The following is a 20,866-nucleotide window of genomic DNA, read 5'->3' on the forward strand; positions in this document are numbered from 1 at the left end:
GTCCTCTCTCATTGATAGTTTGGTCACTTTCAATAATAAGAGAGGTTATTAAAATTTGGAATCGAGTGGCTCATTTTTTATGCGATCAATACCCTAAAAACGGCTCAATTTTAGATTATCAAATACACACGGGTTTATTAAAAAAAGAGAAGTATTCACATCAAGAGGTTAGAAGACTTCAATTATTACTAAATGAACCAGATAAGGCTAAGAATGTATTTTTTAAATCCCCTAGAACAAGTGAAAAGAAAGTTGATAAATATGGAGTTGTTTTTAGCTAATATGACTTACTACACTAGTTATAACAAACTAACTATATATGCATCTTTTCTGAGAAACCATTAAAAGAAGGACTTATTAGTCTGCCTTTGATGTTTTTTTAATATAATTTAATTTATCACTGGCGCGTAATTATGTTAGGTGCATATATATAAATTTAAATTGAGCGTTGAAATTTGTTTTTAAGTGTTATATACTCAAAATAACAAAAACGCGCCAGTGAATATTTATTAACAGTAAAATGGGGGGTTTCGCTGAAATGGATAAATCTATGGTGAAGTATTGGAGAGTGATTTGTCGTTATGGTCATGTAGGAAAAAGAAATGAAGTAAGTGTTTCTAGATACCTACAAACAGAGAGCACTTGCAATTTGATTGATGTTTTAGCTATTGTTTCCGAAATGCCCGGAGTTAAGAAAGGGAATAATATTGTTCATTCAGTGATAAAAGCAGAAAGGATTAACAGAGAACAATATGAGAACGGAAAAGAAGAGGAAGGAAAAAATTTATATTTACAAAAATTAATGGCCTTTAAACCAAGAGCAACAACAAATATTGCCTAAGGAGCGTGGATTGCAGTGAATTTATCGGAAATAGAATTATTAGAACGGGTAGAGGAAGATTTAAAAAGAAAGGGACTTCCTATCGTAAAGAAAGACGTAAAAATTGGTCGACTTCGACCAGACATGGTTGCTTATAAAGTAAATGAAAATGAGGAGTTATCTGCTGAAGTAGTTGTAGAGATTAAGTCAGATTCCAGTTTAGTGATGATGGCCCAACAGCAACTAATGAAATATGTTAAAGAATTAAATACATCTTATGCATTATTGGTGACTAATGAAAAAAATTATTGGTTTGATGGTAAAACATTTTTACCCATTGATGAGCCTGAATTTGATAGTCAATATCTTATTAATGATGAAGATATGGAACAGGTGATCAGAGGAGTTATCGATAAATTTAATGGTCACATGAGATATGAACAAATAGCAACTGTGTTAGCGTATAATCTGCTGATTAGGTCTTATCTTAGTGATAATAATCAGATGGATCTTTGGTGGAACATTAAAAATGAGGATGATTTAATCGGTTGGATTAACGAAGCAAATAAATTTTACTCAATAGATATTAATCCACTAAAACAAGGATTAAACGAAGAATTGGTTCAATTTTCTATAACAAACTTAAGCGCATTGCCTCCTAAAAGTGCAGTTATACAAAATGTATTTTTGAAAGTCTGGGAAATCAGCAGAACAACTGGTCAATATTTATCGCCGGACCACTTGAGAAAACTTTTTGCGAATATAATAAAGCATTTATCGTTTGATAAAGATAAAGTAGTTGATCTTGCAGCAGGATTAGGGTCAATAGCCTTAGAAGTAATGAAAGTTAATAAAGTTAATTATATGGTGGCTTTTGAAATACAAAAGGAAACATCCAATCTTTTCAAGATCTTATCAATTATAAGTGGTTATGGTCAGATTAACACAGTTTTAGCTGACTCATTGCAAGAGAATGAACTTTTACAGGATAATACCTATGCGCTTTCGTTGGTCGATCCACCACTACGATATAAATATAAACTATCCGAGGACCAAATCAGTAGGTTTCAAGTAGCTAGTAATCGAAAAAATGTGGATATAAATGATTTATTTATAGAAAGAGCTATTCAGGTGACAGAACCGGGCGGGTATATCTTGGCTATTGTACCAGAAAACGTTCTTTTCTCTGTACCTTCTCAAGTAACGAGAGACTTAATAAAAGATAAGACTATTATCGAAGCGATTATTAGCTTGCCACCGCATACATTAAAGCCCTATGCAGCAGTTAAATTGAGTTTATTGGTATTGAGAAAGAAGAAAGCTACTGATGAAACAGCTAATGAGTTGTTTATAGCTATGGCTGAAAGTATTGATGAGTTCGATGAAATTGTAAGTGGATTTTCTGTTTGGAAAAAAGGAGGAGATGCTCGTGGTTAAAATGGGGGCTTTACCGTATAATGTGCTAGATGTAAATGAATGGCCAGTAACCGCACTATTTGCTGAAGAGGAAATAAACGTATTAGATGGAACTCCGCTAAAGGAAATAGCTGATTTTAATCCTGAAGGAATCAATCTAGACGAAATTCAGTCTGACATGGTATATCGGTATATAGATTTGACCTGCATCTCTTCTGATGTAGGATTAATAACAAAATTTAAAAATATAAAAGGTGAAGAACTTCCTGCTAGAGCTAAATTAAGGGTTCGGGAAGGCGACATACTTCTTTCCACTGTAAGGCCTGAGCGTAATTTAATTGCGCCTGTAACAAAGGATTTTGACGGTTGTATTGTTAACACATCTTTTGCAGTAATACGCCCGAAGGAATTTTCACAAGCTGTATTGTATTTTATATTACGTAACCAGACAATAAAGGAATTACTGAATGCAAAAGCGAAAGGAACTGCAGTCCCAACAGTGAAAATAAAGGATTTAAAAGAAATAGAAATACCCCTAGAACACTTGAATGAAGATAACATTGATAAATCAGAAAAGATGTTTTATCAATGGGTTGAAAATAATCGTTCAGTAAGAACAGTAAAAGATATAGTAGAAGACCAATTTATAGAAAACGAAATCATCAGTGGATCTTATACGGAACAACAAAAAAGTAATATTATTATTTTCCCGTATGAGAATCTGAAAAACAGACTGGATGTCGCCTGTTACATGGATAAACAATCGCAGGACTGGCTAGTTCCGGTTCATTCATTATCTGATATAGCTAAAGATTTCAGATCTGGCATCGCTATACCAGCTAAGGAATATAAAGTTGAAGGTTTAGCTTACGTGCGAATTAAAGATATGGATAAAAATAAGATTTCACATGAAGAATTGGTTTATGTTGATAAGCATTTTAAAGATAAAAGTCCAAGTAGCAATCTGACCTTAAATGATGTATTGATTTCACGGGTGGGGACAATTGGGAAAGCAGCCCTGGTTGATAGGAGTATGGATGGGTCCATCGTTAATCAGCATATAACTATTGTTAGAACAGATGAGAAAATTATTATTCCTGAGTATCTAGTTTATTATTTAAATACACGCTGGGCTCTGGAACAATTTGAACAAAGATCGGGCGGTTCAGCCCAACGATTTATTAAACTTGGAGATATAAAGGAAATTAAAGTACCTTTACCTTCAATAAATATACAAGAGGAGATTGTAAAAAGAGTGAACTTTGAGATGAAACAAAATGATAACTCAAGTCTAGAACAAGAAATTAATACATTAATAAAATCAATATTAGTCTAATTTGTCTTATTATTTCGTTTAAAAATTTTTATCAACTTTTATGATAACTAATTAAAAAAATGGGGGAATATTCGTATGTCAAAAAAAGATATTGAAATTCTAAATCAAATTGAAAGTGAATTAAACGATGAAGAAGAGAACATCACAGGAGATGATGAGGAAACCAGCGAGAAAAAAGCAGCAAAAAAAAGAAAAGCAGACGCTTTATGGAAGGCTGTTCAAATGGGAGAAAATAAACATTTGACTACTAGGGTAGCTAATATATTGAATAGATACCCTGAAACCAGAAACTCAGATATTACACTTCAAATAAAGTATTGGCAAGTTTATGATCAGTTAACTTCTAATTTTTTAGATTTAACAAGGTTATATAAGTTGGAGCGTTTGACTTCAATCTCAAGGGCTCGTGCGAAAATTCAAAATGAATACAAATTATTCATAGCAGATTCTGAGGTTAGACGGAAAAGAAGAACGTTAGAAGAAGATGAAAAGGAAGCCCAATTATTAGATAAGCCATCTTATGGAACAATAAATGTTTTTGCAGATGAAACAGGTAAAACAGAGAAATTTGTAATAGTAGCAGGAGTTTGGTCACTTAGTGAACAATTAGCATCAAAAGTCTATAGGGATTTTATTCAATGGTCACGTAGAAAAGAAGAACAAGGCATAAAGTTACCGGAAGAGTTTCATTTTAAAAATTTAAATAATAAGAATAACCAAGAGTTGGAGCTTTATAAAGAATTTTTTAATCTCATAATAAGTAATGGAGAAATGATTAGCTTTAAGGGAGTGGCAGTTAATAAGAGTAAGATTAACAGAATTTCTATTACAGATTTGGTAATAAAACTTTATTATCAGTTCATCCGACTAGGTATTAACCATGAGATAAATTCTAATAGAGTTCAGTTACCAAAAAAGATCAATTTAACAAAGGATGAAGAAGAAGGAGAAAGTGCATTAGTCCTTGAGACGGTAAAGCAGAATTTAGCAGATAATTTTAAAATTCACCATGATGATAATTTAATAATGGATCAACTAATTTCTATGCCATCTCATAAGCATATATTTTTACAATTTGCTGACTTATTTGTAGCAGCGCTTAATAGAAAATATAATAATCCTGGGAACAATAACAAAGATAGACTAGCTGAATATATTTTGGAAACTGTCCAGCTAAAAGAGGTAAAGTTTTCGGCAAGTCAAGTAGAATTAGATGAAGAAAAAAATACAGAGGATATTGACCATTCAGTATTATTTATATTTGATTAATAAGGGGACAATTAGCTATTGACAGGAGATTGTCGGGATAGAGGTAATTGTGGTATTATTTCCTAATGTAACGGTCCTCTCATTATTTACTGCAATCTTATGGAATATAAAATAAAGAAAAATGTGACTTATAATTATAATTAATACTAACCCAACGATTAGAAATCTATCAGTTCTTTGACCAAATGCCGAATTTATTCTCAACTAATTCCACTTTCCTTTTTAGCTTTATCTCATTTAATGGATTTTCATTAGAGAAAAAGAAGAATAAAATGAGAACTTGATGAGAATATAAAACTCATTACTTCACTAAACTAACCTTCTCATTTTAATATAAAAACCCGTCTAAATTTAGACGGGTTTTATTTCCATAATTACGGTCATTTTAATGTCATTTGGGTTGTATTTTTTGAAAATGCACATCAAAACGGAACCCTTTACTTGAAAAGGTCGTTCTTTTTTACAAAGGCTACGTTAAAAGGTAAAATTAAAAGTTGAATACAGTTTTTATACTAATATTTATACTAACAATATTAATGTGATGAACTTTATATCGAAAAGAGGATGAAGTATGCAACTATCAGATATATTAAAGGATTCGAACTACAAGTTAACACAGTTCAGCCAGGATAAAATAGATTTTATTGAGAGTCATATTTTTGAAAAAGAAGTACGTGGAAAAATTGTCCCATATTTTAACTGCCATGTCAGAAAGAGGGAAATTAAACTGACATCAGAAGAAGTTATACGCCAATTATACATAATGGTCTTAACACAAGATTTGGGCTATCCAACAGACAGAATGGAAGTAGAATATGCTGTTTCTTTTGGAAGAGAGAAGAAACGAGCAGATATCGTAATTTTTGATAAAGATCAAACTACATCTCCTTACATAATGGTTGAATTGAAAAAACCAAAATTAAAAGATGGAAAAGAACAGCTAAAGTCATATTGTAATGCAACCGGTGCGCCTATTGGTGTTTGGAGTAATGGTGAATCAATATCTTACTACCATCGAAAAGATCCAAATTATTTCGAGGATATTCCAGGGATACCAAGAGCTGACCAAAAGCTTTCTGACATATTAGAAGAACGCTGGACTATTGAGGATCTAGTGGAAAGAGATAAGCTCGTAACGGAACGTAAATCATTAAAGGATTTAATTTTAGAACTGGAAGATGAGGTTTTGGCAAATGCCGGTGTTGATGTATTTGAAGAGGTATTTAAGTTAATCTTCACTAAGTTATATGATGAAATGGAAAGTGGTAGAAACCATAATCGACATTTAGAATTTAGAAATTATGGTGATACAGAAAGTGAATTAAAAGAAAAAGTCCAACGATTATTTAATAGAGCCAAAAATAAGTGGGAAGGTGTATTCACTCATGATGCACAAATAATGCTCACCCCTTCTCACTTATCTATTTGTGTTTCATCATTACAAGATGTGAAATTATTTAATTCTAACCTTGATGTAGTAGATGAAGCCTTTGAATACCTAATATCCAAAAGTAGTAAAGGAGAAAAGGGACAATATTTCACACCTCGATATGTTATCGATATGTGTGTGAAAATGCTCAATCCACAAGAACATGAGACTATGATTGATACAGCAGCTGGTAGTAGTGGGTTTCCGGTACATACGATATTCCATGTTTGGGAGCAAATTATGAAAGATGAAGGTTTGGATAAGAGTCATCTGTTCACATCTGAAGTAAAGTCACCTCGTTGTGTTGATTATGTTGAAGATAATGTTTTCGCCATTGATTTTGATGAAAAAACCGTTCGTGTTGCTAGAACGCTGAACTTAATTGCTGGAGACGGTCAAACTAATGTCCTACACTTAAACACATTAGATTATGAACGTTGGGACGAAAGAACAGATGATGAACACTGGCAAGATATATATTTTAAAGGATGGAGAAAGTTAAAGAAACTTAGAGTTAAAAGAGATAGTAATCGTGATTTCGAATTTGATGTACTTATGGCTAACCCACCTTTTGCCGGTGATATTAAAGAGAGTAGGATTATCTCAAAATACGAATTAGGTAAAAAGCCAAATGGTAAATACCAAAATAAGGTAGGACGAGATACTCTGTTTATTGAACGTAATTTAGATTTCTTAAAGCCTGGCGGTAGAATGGCTATTGTTTTACCACAGGGCAGGTTTAACAACAGTGGTGATAAGAGAATTAGGGAGTATATTGCAGAACAATGCCGTATTCTTGGTGTCGTAGGATTGCACGGTAACGTATTTAAACCCCACACTGGAACAAAAACAAGTGTTTTACTTGTACAAAAGTGGGATGATGAATTATGTCCAAAAGTAGAAGACTACCCAATTTTCTTTGCAACTATGCAAGAACCAAGTAAGGATAATAGTGGCGATAAGATTTTCGTTCGTAAAAAGGATTATCCTAACGTAGAGCAAAATATTAATGAAGCAGCTAATCCAACAGATAGTTACAATGATGTATCAGAAGACTTGGACCAATATTTGTTAGATAGTCATGGCCACTTGATTGTTAAGCACGATCTATTCAACCATGATGGTTTAACACAGGACGGTATTGCCGAGGCATTTATTGAATTTGCTAAGAAAGAAGGACTTTCTTTCTGGGGAAAGTAGATAGCCCTTTCGATGAAGAGGAATACAATGCTTTTGTGGAAGGGCTTGAAGTAAGTATCATTAATAAATCTGATTTAGAACGAACACTAAGGTTTGATTCGGAGTTTTATTCCGAAGAAAATTTAGTAATTCAAGATATACTAAATAAACATAAGACTGCTAAAATATCAGATCTGACATATGTTTCAGATGGGAACCACATGAGTATCAGTGACCGATTTGCAGAAAAAGGGATACCATATTATAGAGGGCAAGACATTCATAACTTCTTTATTGAGCAATCGAATCCAATCTGTATTGATGAGGAAGCATATAATCTTCCAACTATGAAACGCTCTCACTTGAAAAAAGGTGATGTTTTACTCTCGATTGTCGGAACGATTGGTGGAGTATCATTAGTAAGTAAAGAAGAACCAGCTACATGTAATTGTAAGTTAGCTATATTGCGCCCTAATCATATCGATGGATTTTATCTTTCTGTATTTTTACAGTCAAAATTTGGGCAAAACCAGATTAAAAAGTTTACACGAGGAGCTGTACAAAAAGGGCTAATTTTAGAAGATATGGACCAAATATTTGTTCCGGTCCTTTCTATAGACTTCCAGAATGAAATTCATTCATTATTAGACCTAGCATATAAAAAGTTAGAAAGATCTAAAAAAATATATAAACATAGTGAAGATGTAATATTAGATATAATAGGATTAAATAGCAGTGAACTAAACAAAGATTCTTTAAATATTAAGAACCTTAAGGAATCTTTTCTCGAATCTGGAAGATTAGATGCTGAATATTACCAGCCTAAATATGACGATTACTTACAATTGATTTATAATTATTCAAATGGATATAAACCTTTGTATGAAGTATGTAACATAAAAGATAAAAATTTTAAACTGGTGGATAAAAAGCAATACAATTATATTGAGTTATCCGATATTGGAAAATCTGGTGAAGTTAAAAGTTGTACAACTGATTTTGGCTCTGAATTACCTACGAGAGCTAGAAGAAAAGTAAGTACAAATGATGTAATCATTTCATCGATTGAGGGATCTTTGGAAAGTTGTGCTTTAATTTCAAGCGAATATGATAATGCTCTTTGTTCGACTGGATTTTATGTAATTAATTCTGAAATAATCAATGCTGAAACGCTATTGGTACTATTTAAATCAGAGCTAATGCAGAATATCTTAAAACAAAATTGTTCAGGGACAATTCTCACATCTATTAGTAAAAATGAATTTATAAATATTCCAGTACCAATTATTGATGAAAAAACACAAGAAAAGATCCAATCAAAGATAACAGAGAGCTTCCAATTAAGAACAGAATCAGAGGAATTATTAGAAGCTGCAAAACAAGCAGTTGAATTAGCAATTGAACAAGGCGAAACAGCTGCAACTGATTTTATTAATAACAATTATGGGGATAAATTCTGATGGTAATCAGGTATGGATGTATCATCACGAAGTAGAAGAAATAGATCTTTCAGAGGAAATATTACTGCTAGCAGGGAAAGAAGGTTAATAAACAAAGGGTGCATTAACAACAACAGGGTTTGTCAAATTAGGTGTGTAGTTGAAACTAACACACTTAATTTGACAACCCTATCTTTTAGCTTTTCGTAGAGGAGGAGTTGGTTCATAACCATTGACCTGCTATTTTCTTATAGATCCCTGACACTTCTGGTTTAGAAGGATAGAATTGGCTTAAATAAGAAGCTAGAACTAGAAAAAGTAAATCTAAAAATGTGTCAAGGAAATAGAAGTGACTTTTTAAGTGTTTTTAACTTGATTCTGGACGCAATTATAGATGTTAGTTAATTATCTTAAATTTGAATACGGGAAAATTAGCGCTTTACTTTAAAAAACTATATTTGCATGAAAAGAAAATCAATTTTTAGGTGGTGAAAAATATAAAACGACTTTTGAAGGGGGAAAACAGTGAAAGATGGTTAAACGTGAACAGGAACAGGAACGTCTAAAATCTTAGAACAAACGCTTCTTGGCGCATCTGTATTCCATTGAATTTGAAAGAAAAATAATTAGGCCAATCATTTTCAATTTGATTAAGTTATACCAACAAAATCTGGAAGATAGCTTACTTAGATTCCAAAAAGTCATCAGCCTTGATCAGCACAATCCCTGTAATAGAGGAGCATCCCAAATCCGGAATGATCCTCCCTTTAAACTTCCAAGAATTCAGGATAAACAACGAAGTCCACATATTATCAAACATCATTCTCCCTATACACAGAAGGAGAATACCCCGTCACTTTCTTAAACACCCTTCCAAAATACGAAGCATCTTTATACCCAACAATCCAAGCAATCTCATTAACCGGCAGGCTTTCTGTTCTTAATAAATGCTTCGCTTGACTGATTCGAAGCTCTTGCTGATATTCCGTAATCGTCATCCCTGTTTCTTTTTTAAACCTTCTTGATAAATTTCCTGGGTGCGTGTGGGATAATGCAGCTAATTCGGCTTTATCTATTTCCTGATCATAATAGCTCATTACATGCTCGGTGACCTGTTGTATCATCTGGGAATAATTCCGCAACGAGTTTGACTTTACTAAGTCACAGTATTCTCGAATCATATCATCCTGAATGGTGCGTAACACGGCTATATTTTCGCCATTTTCAATGTCAAAGGAAAATCGTTCAGAGATACGATGGATTAATATCGCTGGAACATGACTGTTTCTGGCGGCACTGCGCAATAAAGTATTCAAAACAATGTTTAAATTTTTTACTCGACGCAAGGGCTGATTGGGAAACCGCTCGGAAAAAGAGAATAGCGTATTATCTGAACTGATTAGTTTTAATGCCTCTTCTTTATTCCCATTTTCAACTGCATGCATAAAATCTTTTTCAATACGGTACCTCCGTGTCACCAGATCCGCCTCATTGTCCACTTTAGCATCCCTATTTTTGTTTCTTCCTTTCTTTTCCTTGGAGTAAATCACCAAAGGGTTTGTTTCCGCTTCTTTCATCGCTTCAAACTGTTGAAGCACTGCCTCATAACTGCTTAATTGCTCAGTGGTGACAACGTTTACCTTTTCGAGAATACTTCTCAAATCAGCGCTTTCTTGCATGGTGAGATTGTATTGCAGTACTAACCCGTATACATCCGGAATGACTTCAAAATACGGTCCAATGATGATAGCGTAAAAGTCGCCTTCTTCCAAAAAAGAATAACCTAAATAGGATAGTCCCCAAGGATTAATATAGGTATAGACTTGATTTGTTTTTTTCATCTTATAGTAAAACTCTAAAACATCCTTTTGCTTAGCGCCGGGCATGTACGCAGGTATGGAGACTTTTTCATCATGATAGACGAGATCTCCATCCTTAACTACTACATATGTATTTAATTGCGTAAGATGTGAAATTTTTATTGCGGTAGAAACGATTTTTGAGTACACCATTATTTTTCCTCTCTCATGAAAAATACATCAAATGTGTGATTTTTATCCGTTCAATGTTAATTATATCCTATGAATAAACAAAAAGTAGATTTAAAATAGAGATAATTTCAGAATACAATTTTAATCTATATTAATTGTATTTCATAAAAAGTACTACTTTTTGATTTGTAAGCGCATTATTTGGGTTGAGAAAATAGCAAATTAAATATCCTTGCTTCTCCATTCAAGTAGGAAAGAAAGGAGCAACACGATGAGTCAGAATGATGTCGAAAAAAAGGAATCGAAGTTATCTAAAGTTCTTGAAGTGATCTCCGGAAGTTTTGCCCCAATTATTGGTGTACTTGCTGGTGCAGGATTGTTAAAAGCAGCCCTATCCGTCTTAAGTCAACTTGGCTGGCTTTCAAGTGAAAGCGGTACCTATATCGTTTTATCTGCTGCTGGGAATTCTATATTTTATTTCCTTCCCGTTTTTCTTGGTATTACCATTGCAATAAAGCTAGGCGGAAATGGTTATGTCGGCGGAGCAATTGGAGCAGCTCTTTTAACTCCTGAAATTATTAACCTTGTCGATGCCGGTGTTGAAACCGTTAACTTTTTAGGTCTACCAGTCAACTTGGCAGACTATTCATCAACTGTATTTCCGATTTTTATTGCCATGTTTGTTTATGCAGCATTAGAGAAATTTTTGAAAAGAATTATATATAAAGATATCCAAATGTTTATCAACCCGCTTGTCTCTTTAGTTATCCTGGTTCCATTAACGATGCTTATCTTTGGTCCTTTTGGTAATCTAGTTGGAGAAGGTCTTGGTAGCATTATAACTTTCCTTAGTGATAAAAGTGGACTGTTGGCAGGAGCGGTTCTCGGTGGTACATGGACATTCCTTACAATCGCAGGATTGCACTGGACAATCATTCCACTTGCTATTGCCAACCTGGCGAATGGTCCTGATCCGATCATCGGCATGGCAGCACCAGCTGTATTTGCTCAAATCGCGGTCGCAATCGCCATCTTTATCAAAACGAAGGACAATAAACTGAAGTCACTTGCTGCAAGCTGGATTCTGCCAGGTTCACTTGCTGGTACGACAGAGGCAATTTACTACGGAATTCTCTTGCGCTTCAGAAAAACGATTATTTATGTCGTTATTGCCGGTGCAGTTGGAGGAGCAATTAATGGAACATTTGGTGTCGTGATGAATGACTTTGTTCTTCCAAGTGTCCTGTCCATACCCGCATTCTCGCCTATCAGTCAGCATTTAGTCGGAATCGGAGTAGCCTTTGTGTTAGGATTAATCTTCCCATTTATACTGGGTTATCAAGGGAAAAATGATGTTACTGCTCATCTGAAAGTAATCAAGCCAGAAACAATTACTAGTCCATTAAAAGGGAATGTTATCCCTTTAACGGAAGTAAATGAGCAACTCTTTGCTACAAATACAGTCGGAAAAGGAGCTGCAATCCAGCCGATCGAAGGGAAAGTCTATGCCCCTGCGGATGGCGAGGTTACGACTTTATTCCCTACACAGCATGCGATTGGAATCACGTCGAACAATGGCGCGGAAATTTTAATTTACGTCGGTATAGATACCGTGAAGCTGAATGGGCAATATTTCAATGTCCACGTCAAGCAAGGGGATCAGGTGGAAAAGGGTAATCTATTATTAGAGTTTGATATAAAAAACATTGAAAAAGCTGGATATGACATCACCACACCTGTTGTCATTACAAATACAGAGGAATATACCAATATCGATGTTACCAAAGAAGCGTCCGTATCATCGGAAAGCAGTTTAATGAAACTGGATCTATAACAAGATGTTGAATGGGACTTCTGCGATTAGACGATGAAACTGTTTATTTTAACTGAATCGTATTCAAATCAGAATTAAAAAATAGAGGAGGAAATTCACATGGCACAAAAACAACCTAAACTAGAAGTGAGAAACAAGCAGCTTATTGAAGAAGGCGGTTTAACATTCAAAGATTTAAATAACAATGGAAAGCTTGACCCTTACGAGGATTGGCGATTAAGCCCTGAAGAGCGGGCGAAAAATCTAGTTTCTTTAATGAATATCGATGAAAAAATTGGGATGATGCTAATTAACACGCGCAGGATGGGTCTTTATCAAGAGGATAAGAGCAAAACAAGTCATGATGGTGTGTTAGATGAAGCTATTGTGGAAAAGGGAGAAAGTATCTTTGCCACCAGTAAAGTATATGGAACGACCCATACAATCGAGGATAGACATTTACGTCATTTCATTTTACGAGATAATTTTAGCCCAGCAGAAACAGCAGAATGGATTAATACGATGAATGAAGTTGCAGAGGAAACACGCTTAGGCATTCCAGTTATCGTTACGTCCAACTCAAGAAACGAAAATGGTGAATCTATCTTTGGAATGAATGATGCAATTGGTATTTTCTCTACATGGCCAGGCACATTGGGTCTTGCAGCAGCAGCGATGGGTGATATTAAAAAGGGCGAGGATGCTTCCATCATCAGTGAATTTGCCAAAATCGCCCATAAGGAATGGAATGCTACCGGTTTAAGGAAAGGGTATATGTATATGGCTGATGTTGTCACAGATCCAAGATGGCAGCGGACATACGGAACATTTGGTGAAGATCCAGAATTTATCGCCGACGCCATTGGCCGAATTATTGAAGCATTCCAAGGAAAAACTTTAGGCAAAGACAGCATTGCGATGACAACCAAACATTTCCCTGGCGGTGGACCAAGGGAAAATGGATTTGACCCGCATTATAAAGAAGGAAAATGGAATCTTTACCCAACTCCGGGAAGTTTAGAAAAGTATCATCTTCCACCGTTTAGAGCGGCTGTTGAACATGGAACGTCTTCCATCATGCCATATTACTCAATTCCGAGCATAAAGAAGAGTGTGTATCAGGAATTTGAAGGTGAAGATATTCCATTCGAAGAGGTTGGATTTGCATTCAATCATTATTTCCTTCAACATATTCTGCGCGGGAAACTGGGCTTCAAAGGCTATATTAACAGTGACAGCGGTATTGTTAACAATATGAGCTGGGGCGTTGAGGATTTGAGTGTGGCAGAGCGTTTTGCTAAGGCTGTTAATGCAGGAACAGATATCATTGCAGACACAAATGATATTGAAAACCTGAAAGAAGCAGTAGATAATGGCTGGATCAGTGAAAAGCGGATTAATGAAGCAAATGAAAGATTGCTTACCGAAATGTTTGCATTAGGTCTGTTCGATGACCGTACGTACAATGCACCAGAAAATGCGGATAAGGTAGTAAGTACACCTGCGCACTGGGATGCAGCGTATGAAGCACATAAAAAATCAGTTACCATTTTGAAAAACTCAGAAGAAACACTGCCATTAACAGCGGACAAGCTGGAAGGTAAAAAAGTGTATATGAAAGCCTACCATAAGGACACAGAACATGCTGCGACGTATACGGAGCAAGCATTGGCTGCTGCAAAGGAATTGGGTCAATTTGAATTAACGGATGCATATGAAGAAGCGGATATCGCTATCTTGTTCCTGCAGCCGAAATCTGGAACTTATTTTAATGCAACACCAGGATTGCTGGAGCTCGGTTTATGTGAAAATAAATCCTTAAAAGCGTTGGATGGTGCTCCGTACACAGAAACGACGTTAAGTGAAATCGAGCATTTGAATAAAGTAGCAGAGAACATCCGCAGCCGCGGCGGCAAAGTTATTATCAGTGTCAATGTGATCTTGCCATGGATTCTTGGAAATGTAGAACCATTGGCAGATGCCCTGGTTGCCGGGTACGATACATTCTTCAAAGCACAGCTTGAAGTAATGGCTGGAAACCATCAGCCAACAGGTGCCCTGCCTTTGACATTACCAGCAAGTGAAGAAGTGATTGCCGTCGATGAAGATGGTAATTGTACATCAAGAAATGATGTACCTGGCTATGACAAGGATAAATATATGCCAGAAGGAATGAGCTATGCCTATAAAGACAGAGACGGAAATGTGTATAAACTAGGACATGGTTTACAGTATAATGGATGAGGATAGTGAGAGGGGCTGACCGGTTCAGTTCCCCTCCACGAGTTTAAATAGCTGCAGATTAAGCAAGAGTAAATCGTATTGTATAGAATACGGTTTACTCTTTTTTGGTAATAAATTATTGTAAAAAAACAAACATTTTCACATTTGCCTATTGAACCAAACGTAACGTGTTGTTTTATACTTAAGATAAATAAAAAGGGGTGAGGAAAATATACACGATTGGGAAACTATCCAAGAACACAGGGGTAACCGTCAGAACACTGGATTACTATGATGAAATTGGTTTGATCAAACCATCATCAAAAACGAGTGGAGGACATCGTTTATACAATGAAGATGATGTAATGAAGTTAGAACGAGTTTTAGCATTGAAATATATGGGATTCTCGCTGGACCAAATTAAAGATATATTGGAGAATTCAACGTCGAACTGGCAGGACTCAATCCAACACCAATTAGAACTGGTTAAACGAGAACAGGAACGTTTAAAAATGTTAGAACAAGCACTTCTTGGTGTATCGTATTCCATTGAATTTGAAGGGGAAATCAATTGGCCAGTCATTTTCAGCATTATCCAGTTGTATCAACACGATCCCGGAGATGTCTTAGAGCAATATAAAGCATACCTAAACGAAGATGAAATGAAGAAGATTATCGACATGAATGCTGCAAACATGAGTGAGGAAGACATCAAGGAATGGTTAAAGGTTATTGGTGATATCCGAAATAACCTTCATCTTGATCCAAACTCAGAAGAGGCGGAGCAGCTCGTCCTATGCTGGGCAAACCAAGCAGATAAAATGTTTGGGCAGGATGAAGAATTGCTTGGAAGCATGTGGGAAGCGCTGCAAAACCTACAGGAGGGTATCGCATTTTATCCAATGGACAAAGATGTGATTGATTTTATTAAACGTGTCGCTATTGTAAAGGGGGAGTCAACGAATGATTCTTAATGTAGAGGCTGTAACAAAAGGATATACAGGTCGTCGGAAAAACAAGATGATCGCTAATGATAATATCTCCCTTCATATTGATGAAGGTGAAATATATGGGCTTCTCGGCCAGAATGGAGCGGGGAAAACGACGTTAGTGAATCAAATTTTAGGGCTAATCACCCCTGATTCTGGTGATATTCAGCTGTTGGGGAAATCGGTACTTCAGTCACCAGCAAGGGCACGATCCATTTGCTCTGTCCAGCCACAATCCCAAGTACCACTCGGTTTTCTTACCCCGAAGCAGGCAGTTACACTGATTGGAAAAATGCGTGCAGGGAAAAAGTTTGACGCAAAGCGTTTAGATACACTTTTTGAGGCATTGGATATGGGGGAGTGGGCAAATAAGGAAGGCGAGAAATTATCGGGTGGTGCACGAAGACTGACGGCTTTTTGTATGGCAGTCATTGCCCCTGGTAAATTAGTGATTCTGGATGAACCTACAAACGATGTAGACCCAGTTCGCAGGCGTTACCTTTGGCAGGTGATACGCAATCTAACCAATGATGGCACTTCGGTTATTTTAGTCACGCATAATGTGCTGGAAGCTGAAAAAGCGGTTGATCGGGTGGCAATCATCAATAAGGGGAGAATTCTCACGCAAGGGACACCTTCTGAAGTGAAAAGTTCAGTAAGTAACCAAATGCGTATCGAACTAAGTTTAGCTAGTGAGTTAGATATCGAGATTCCTAGCTGGGCGCTTTCCTCTCATAAGAATGGCTCTCGACTATTTTTTGCTATAGATCCTCAAGAAGTAACAGCAACGATAGAATGGGCAAAGCGGCAAGTTGATTTAGGGCTCATTATAGACTATTCCTTGTCTCCTGCGACAATTGAGGATGCTTATATCGAGTTGACTTCTAAAAAGGCGGTGGGATTATAATGAATGTATTAAGCCATTACAAGTACGTTTTTCAGATGCAATTTCTTAGAAACGCAGGTTTTTTAGTGTTTATGATTCTTATTCAAATCTTGATATCCATCGGCATTGTGATCGGCTTTACCTATCTTCTCCCAGCCCCAGATACAAATTCGATTCTTTTTCTAGCTACAGGAGCACCAACGATCATTCTAATTTTTACGGGCTTAGTAATTTTGCCACAGCAGGTTGGTACTGCCAAATCAGATGGCTATATGGAATTTATGCGTACATGGCCAGTTAATCGCGGTGTCATTCTTGGAGCAGATACAACTATTTGGCTAATCATCACGCTGCCAGGAATTATCATTTCATCCATTGTGGCACACCTCATGTTTAGTCCAGGGTATGACATCTCTTGGACGGTAATTCCAGCCTTACTCATGATTGCATTAACATCTATTGGTGTTGGATACGGATTTTCCTATCTCTTGTCACCGACAGCTTCCCTTGCTCTTTCACAAGTCATTGTTTTTGGAGCACTCATGTTTTCACCGGTAAATTTCCCATTGGAGCGGCTGCCAGAATGGCTTCAAGCCCTTCATCAGGTACTTCCGATTTATTCGATGGCAGAAGTAATGCGGGCGTCGCTTGCTGCTTCGACCTTTGAGGCGACGGCAGGAAATTATATTAACTTATTGATTTGGTGTGTGCTGGGGTATGGTGGAGCTATATTTATTTTGAATAGGAAGTGATGTGCTTAAGGTTGTGATTATTCGATTCGGCTGCCAAGCTTGTTATGACGTGCTTTCCATGTGAGTTTTTCATCATTAAATCCCGAAAATACGTCACCTTCACATTTTTATTAGAGTATTGTATAATGATAACTGTTAATTAGATTTCAATGAATAAAACGATAAATTAATTCGAGGTGCTTTTTGTGAGTGCGGTAGGTTCTAAATAGGAAAAATTAAATGAAATAAGTTTGTGGACTAAAGGGGATTTTTTTAGAAATCAGACCCTTCGTTTAGTCATGGATTTATTTCAATACCTATGAAGATACCTACCATACTTTATAAAGCGTGTAATATAGGAGTTAGCTATACTTTTTTAGATAGCTTATTTCCATGTATTTGCATATTACACATGCCTTGTAAATGTAAAGAAAGCTGCGGTATCTCCGCAGCTTTTTTGTGTTTATTTTTATTATGTAAAGCTTCATTGAAATCTAATGGGTAGGTATCTTCATGTATGATAAAAATAAGTCATAGTGAGGAGCATGGAAAGTGAATAAGATGACGTTTGAAAAACTGCAATATAACGAGTTAAAAGATATAATTAAATCTTATTGTGTAAGTGGATTAGGGAAGAAAATGTTAGATAAGTTGAGACCAAGCTCAGATATGAAAGTAGTTAAAAATCGTTTAAATGAAACGACTGAGGCACGCGCAATATTAGATGCAGTAGACCATGTGCCATTTTTCGGGGTTTCGAATATTGAGCATATCCTTCAAAATCTCGAAAAGGGCATGATTCTTGATCCGAGCGAATTGGTTAGTGTATCGGATTTCTTAAGAGGCTGCAGGAAAATTAAAAAGTTTATGCTGGATAAAGCATTTTTTGCACCAGTAATCGCGTCGTATGCGAATTCAATGTCCGAGTTCAAAAATGTGGAAGAAGAGGTTGATTATTCAATCAAAGGAAATCGTGTAGATTCCGCTGCAAGTAAAGAATTAAGACGAATACGAAGAAGTATTGAATCAGTCGAAGAGAAAATTAAAGAGCGCTTAAATAAGTTTTTAAATAGCAGTACCAATAAAAAGTATATTCAAGAAACCTTTATTAGTAAGAAAGGCGATCGATATACAATACCAATTAAAGCTTCCTATAAAAATCAAGTACCAGGGACAATTATTGAAGTTTCTTCTAAAGGATCAACGGTCTTTATAGAACCGGATACAGTGACAAAATTAAACGGAGAACTCGCAAGCCTGCAAGCTGAAGAAGCAATCGAGGAATACCAAATATTAGCTGCTTTATCAGGAATGGTCTTAGAGAACATGTATGAGATCAAGATTAATCTCGAACTTATCAGCCAATATGATATGGTATTTGCAAAAGCAAAATTCAGCAAACATATTGGTGGAGTAGAGCCCAAATTAAATGATTATGGGTATATCAAATTAGTTCATTGCAAACACCCACTTTTATCAGGAGAAGTTGTACCGCTTGATTTTGAAATCGGAGAAAATTATCGTAGCTTAATTGTTACCGGACCAAATGCTGGCGGGAAAACGATTGTCCTCAAAACAATAGGATTATTAACTTTGGCGACGATGTCAGGCTTTCACATTAATGCAGATAAGCAAACGGAAATTTCGGTTTTTGAAAACATCTTCGTAGATATTGGTGACAACCAAAGTATAGAAAATGCACTAAGTACATTTTCATCTCATATGAAAAACCTATCGGAAATAATGATGGGATCCAATAATCATACACTTTTACTATTTGATGAAATCGGAAGTGGTACGGAACCGAATGAAGGAGCGGCACTTGCAATTTCTATTTTAGAAGAGTTTTATCATATGGGTTGTATCACGGTTGCGACAACACACTATGGAGAAATTAAACGCTTTTCGGAAATGCATCATGACTTTATGAATGCAGCAATGCAATTTAATAGTGAAACATTGGAACCAAAGTATAAGTTAATGATAGGTAAATCAGGGGAAAGTAATGCCCTTTGGATTTCTAAAAAAATGAATATACGAGAAAGTGTCCTGCAAAGAGCGAAAGACTATATGGAAAATAAAGACTATCGTTTAGAAAGTTTAGTTGAAAGTAAGAAAAGGAAGCCAAAGATTGATAAAGAGACAACCAAAGAGAAGTATGAATATAAAAAAGGGGATCGTGTAAATTTATTGGACCATGATGACTTTGGAATTGTATATGAAGGGATAGACAATTTCTATAATGTTGTCGTGTTCTACAAAGGGGAATTTATGAAAGTAAATGTGAAGCGCCTCTCCTTAGAGCTACAGGCGCAGGAATTATATCCAGAAGGATATGATTTAGAAACATTGTTTAGCGATTATAATACACGAAAAATGCAGCATGATATAGAGCGTGGTTCGAAAAAGGCACTTCGCAAAATCCAAAAAGAAATACGACAGAACAGGGAGTAATTTAACATGAATCGTATGATTAGACAAGAACTTCCAAAAGATTATAGAACGACAGAAGAAGTTGTAAAACAAGCATTTTTAAATGAACAATATAGTGACGGGAAAGAACATCAACTTGTAAATCGAATTAGAAAATCAAAGGCATTTATTCCTGAGCTTTCATTAGTCGCAATAGATGAAGACAAGGCGATGATTGGTCACATTCTGTTATCTAAAATTTCTATTGTATATAATGATCAATCGGTGGAATCGTTAGCACTTGCTCCCGTGTCTGTGGTACCTCAGTATCAGAAAAAGGGAATCGGAAGTCAATTAATTCACGAGGGGTTAAAGAAAGCAAAAGCACTTGGTTATCATTCAGTTATTGTATTAGGTCATAAATACTACTATCCAAAGTTTGGATTTAAACAAGCACAATTATGGAATATAAAAGCGCCATTCGAAGTACCTGACGAAGCATTTATGGCTTTAGAACTAACGGAAGATTCTCTTGAAACGGTTCAAGGTGTCGTTCATTATCCGAAAGCATTTTCTGAGTAAATGATCATAGAGTCAGATTCTAAATCTACAATAGTTTAGAATCTGGCTTTAAACAAGGATTGACAATCAATCGACATTAATATCCTCGTCCCAATAGGATTGATTAGACTTGTTAAGATTCTTGGTTAACAGTTCAACCAAGAATTGAAAAGGAAAGAATTGGAGAATCAGAAGCTGTCATTCGATATAGATACGGATTTTCCTTTTTATTGAGTTATTTGTATTTCAACTATGTATCTATCAAATTTCTTTTTCAACAGAACAATATGCCTCCCCCGCCGCAAAGACACCATTCTCGAAATTAACGCACCATCTCCCGTCGCTAAGACACCATACCCAAAATTAACGCAC

At 35.8% G+C, this 20,866-nt stretch carries 15 protein-coding genes; 14 read left to right on the plus strand and 1 reads right to left on the minus strand.

The window, feature by feature from the left end:
- The 7 genes from D1B32_RS00005 to D1B32_RS00035 all read left to right on the plus strand — a co-directional run.
- The coding region (locus tag D1B32_RS00005) for a hypothetical protein (RefSeq protein ID WP_187393120.1) at positions 1-281 on the plus strand (281 nt) is incomplete at its 5' end.
- A 257-nt stretch (positions 282-538) separates the two neighbouring features.
- On the plus strand, positions 539-841 hold the full coding sequence (locus D1B32_RS00010) for a hypothetical protein (protein ID WP_118888260.1): 303 nt from the start codon (positions 539-541) through the stop codon (positions 839-841).
- 15 nt (positions 842-856) lie between these two features.
- Entirely contained in the window at positions 857-2,257 is a 1,401-nt protein-coding gene (locus D1B32_RS00015; RefSeq protein WP_118888261.1) for an N-6 DNA methylase, read from the plus strand.
- Position 2,258: 1 nt separating this feature from the next.
- Entirely contained in the window at positions 2,259-3,572 is a 1,314-nt protein-coding gene (locus D1B32_RS00020) for a restriction endonuclease subunit S (protein WP_240033709.1), read from the plus strand.
- A gap of 75 nt (positions 3,573-3,647) precedes the next feature.
- Positions 3,648-4,841, plus strand: a complete 1,194-nt coding sequence (locus D1B32_RS00025) for a DUF3800 domain-containing protein (RefSeq protein ID WP_118888263.1) — start codon at positions 3,648-3,650, stop codon at positions 4,839-4,841.
- A gap of 571 nt (positions 4,842-5,412) precedes the next feature.
- A complete protein-coding gene (locus D1B32_RS00030; RefSeq protein ID WP_118888264.1) occupies positions 5,413-7,470 on the plus strand; it encodes a type I restriction-modification system subunit M in 2,058 nt (685 codons plus the stop codon).
- A 35-nt stretch (positions 7,471-7,505) separates the two neighbouring features.
- Complete coding sequence (locus tag D1B32_RS00035) at positions 7,506-8,909, plus strand: restriction endonuclease subunit S (protein WP_158586179.1); 1,404 nt, start codon at positions 7,506-7,508, stop codon at positions 8,907-8,909.
- 791 nt (positions 8,910-9,700) lie between these two features.
- On the opposite strand, the gene D1B32_RS00040 is transcribed toward D1B32_RS00035, so the two are convergent.
- Positions 9,701-10,900 (minus strand): helix-turn-helix domain-containing protein, encoded by a 1,200-nt coding sequence (locus tag D1B32_RS00040; protein WP_118888266.1) that lies wholly within the window; start codon positions 10,898-10,900, stop codon positions 9,701-9,703.
- A gap of 250 nt (positions 10,901-11,150) precedes the next feature.
- Between D1B32_RS00040 and D1B32_RS00045 the strand changes: the two genes are divergently transcribed.
- The 7 genes from D1B32_RS00045 (at position 11,151) to D1B32_RS00075 (ending at position 20,515) form a co-directional block, all read left to right on the plus strand.
- On the plus strand, positions 11,151-12,713 hold the full coding sequence (locus D1B32_RS00045; protein WP_118888267.1) for a glucose PTS transporter subunit IIA: 1,563 nt from the start codon (positions 11,151-11,153) through the stop codon (positions 12,711-12,713).
- 99 nt (positions 12,714-12,812) lie between these two features.
- Entirely contained in the window at positions 12,813-14,936 is a 2,124-nt protein-coding gene (locus D1B32_RS00050) for a glycoside hydrolase family 3 protein (RefSeq protein ID WP_118888268.1), read from the plus strand.
- A gap of 200 nt (positions 14,937-15,136) precedes the next feature.
- The gene (locus tag D1B32_RS00055; RefSeq protein ID WP_240033687.1) at positions 15,137-15,889 is read left to right on the plus strand and encodes a MerR family transcriptional regulator; all 753 of its coding nucleotides are present in this window, start codon (positions 15,137-15,139) and stop codon (positions 15,887-15,889) included.
- Positions 15,879-16,811, plus strand: a complete 933-nt coding sequence (locus D1B32_RS00060; protein ID WP_118888269.1) for an ABC transporter ATP-binding protein — start codon at positions 15,879-15,881, stop codon at positions 16,809-16,811. Before D1B32_RS00055 ends, D1B32_RS00060 begins: the two co-directional genes overlap by 11 nt.
- Positions 16,811-17,542: an ABC transporter permease gene (locus D1B32_RS00065; RefSeq protein ID WP_095310227.1), complete on the plus strand. Its 732-nt coding sequence runs from the start codon at positions 16,811-16,813 to the stop codon at positions 17,540-17,542. Before D1B32_RS00060 ends, D1B32_RS00065 begins: the two co-directional genes overlap by 1 nt.
- A gap of 531 nt (positions 17,543-18,073) precedes the next feature.
- Complete coding sequence (locus D1B32_RS00070; RefSeq protein WP_118888270.1) at positions 18,074-19,975, plus strand: endonuclease MutS2; 1,902 nt, start codon at positions 18,074-18,076, stop codon at positions 19,973-19,975.
- A 6-nt stretch (positions 19,976-19,981) separates the two neighbouring features.
- Complete coding sequence (locus D1B32_RS00075) at positions 19,982-20,515, plus strand: GNAT family N-acetyltransferase (RefSeq protein ID WP_118888271.1); 534 nt, start codon at positions 19,982-19,984, stop codon at positions 20,513-20,515.
- The last annotated feature ends 351 nt before the right edge of the window (positions 20,516-20,866 follow it).

Origin of the sequence: Oceanobacillus profundus, assembly GCF_003515705.1 — a bacterium.
Classification (GTDB): domain Bacteria; phylum Bacillota; class Bacilli; order Bacillales; family Amphibacillaceae; genus Oceanobacillus; species Oceanobacillus profundus.

Bases quoted from the DNA above. Each gene is read 5' to 3' on its own strand.
- D1B32_RS00010 (WP_118888260.1), top strand. From the start codon at position 539: ATGGATAAATCTATGGTGAAGTATTGGAGAGTGATTTGTCGTTATGGT.
- D1B32_RS00020 (WP_240033709.1), top strand. From the start codon at position 2,259: ATGGGGGCTTTACCGTATAATGTGCTAGATGTAAATGAATGGCCAGTA.
- D1B32_RS00025 (WP_118888263.1), top strand. From the start codon at position 3,648: ATGTCAAAAAAAGATATTGAAATTCTAAATCAAATTGAAAGTGAATTA.
- D1B32_RS00030 (WP_118888264.1), top strand. From the start codon at position 5,413: ATGCAACTATCAGATATATTAAAGGATTCGAACTACAAGTTAACACAG.
- D1B32_RS00040 (WP_118888266.1), bottom strand. From the start codon at position 10,900: ATGGTGTACTCAAAAATCGTTTCTACCGCAATAAAAATTTCACATCTT.
- D1B32_RS00045 (WP_118888267.1), top strand. From the start codon at position 11,151: ATGAGTCAGAATGATGTCGAAAAAAAGGAATCGAAGTTATCTAAAGTT.
- D1B32_RS00050 (WP_118888268.1), top strand. From the start codon at position 12,813: ATGGCACAAAAACAACCTAAACTAGAAGTGAGAAACAAGCAGCTTATT.
- D1B32_RS00060 (WP_118888269.1), top strand. From the start codon at position 15,879: ATGATTCTTAATGTAGAGGCTGTAACAAAAGGATATACAGGTCGTCGG.
- D1B32_RS00065 (WP_095310227.1), top strand. From the start codon at position 16,811: ATGAATGTATTAAGCCATTACAAGTACGTTTTTCAGATGCAATTTCTT.
- D1B32_RS00075 (WP_118888271.1), top strand. From the start codon at position 19,982: ATGAATCGTATGATTAGACAAGAACTTCCAAAAGATTATAGAACGACA.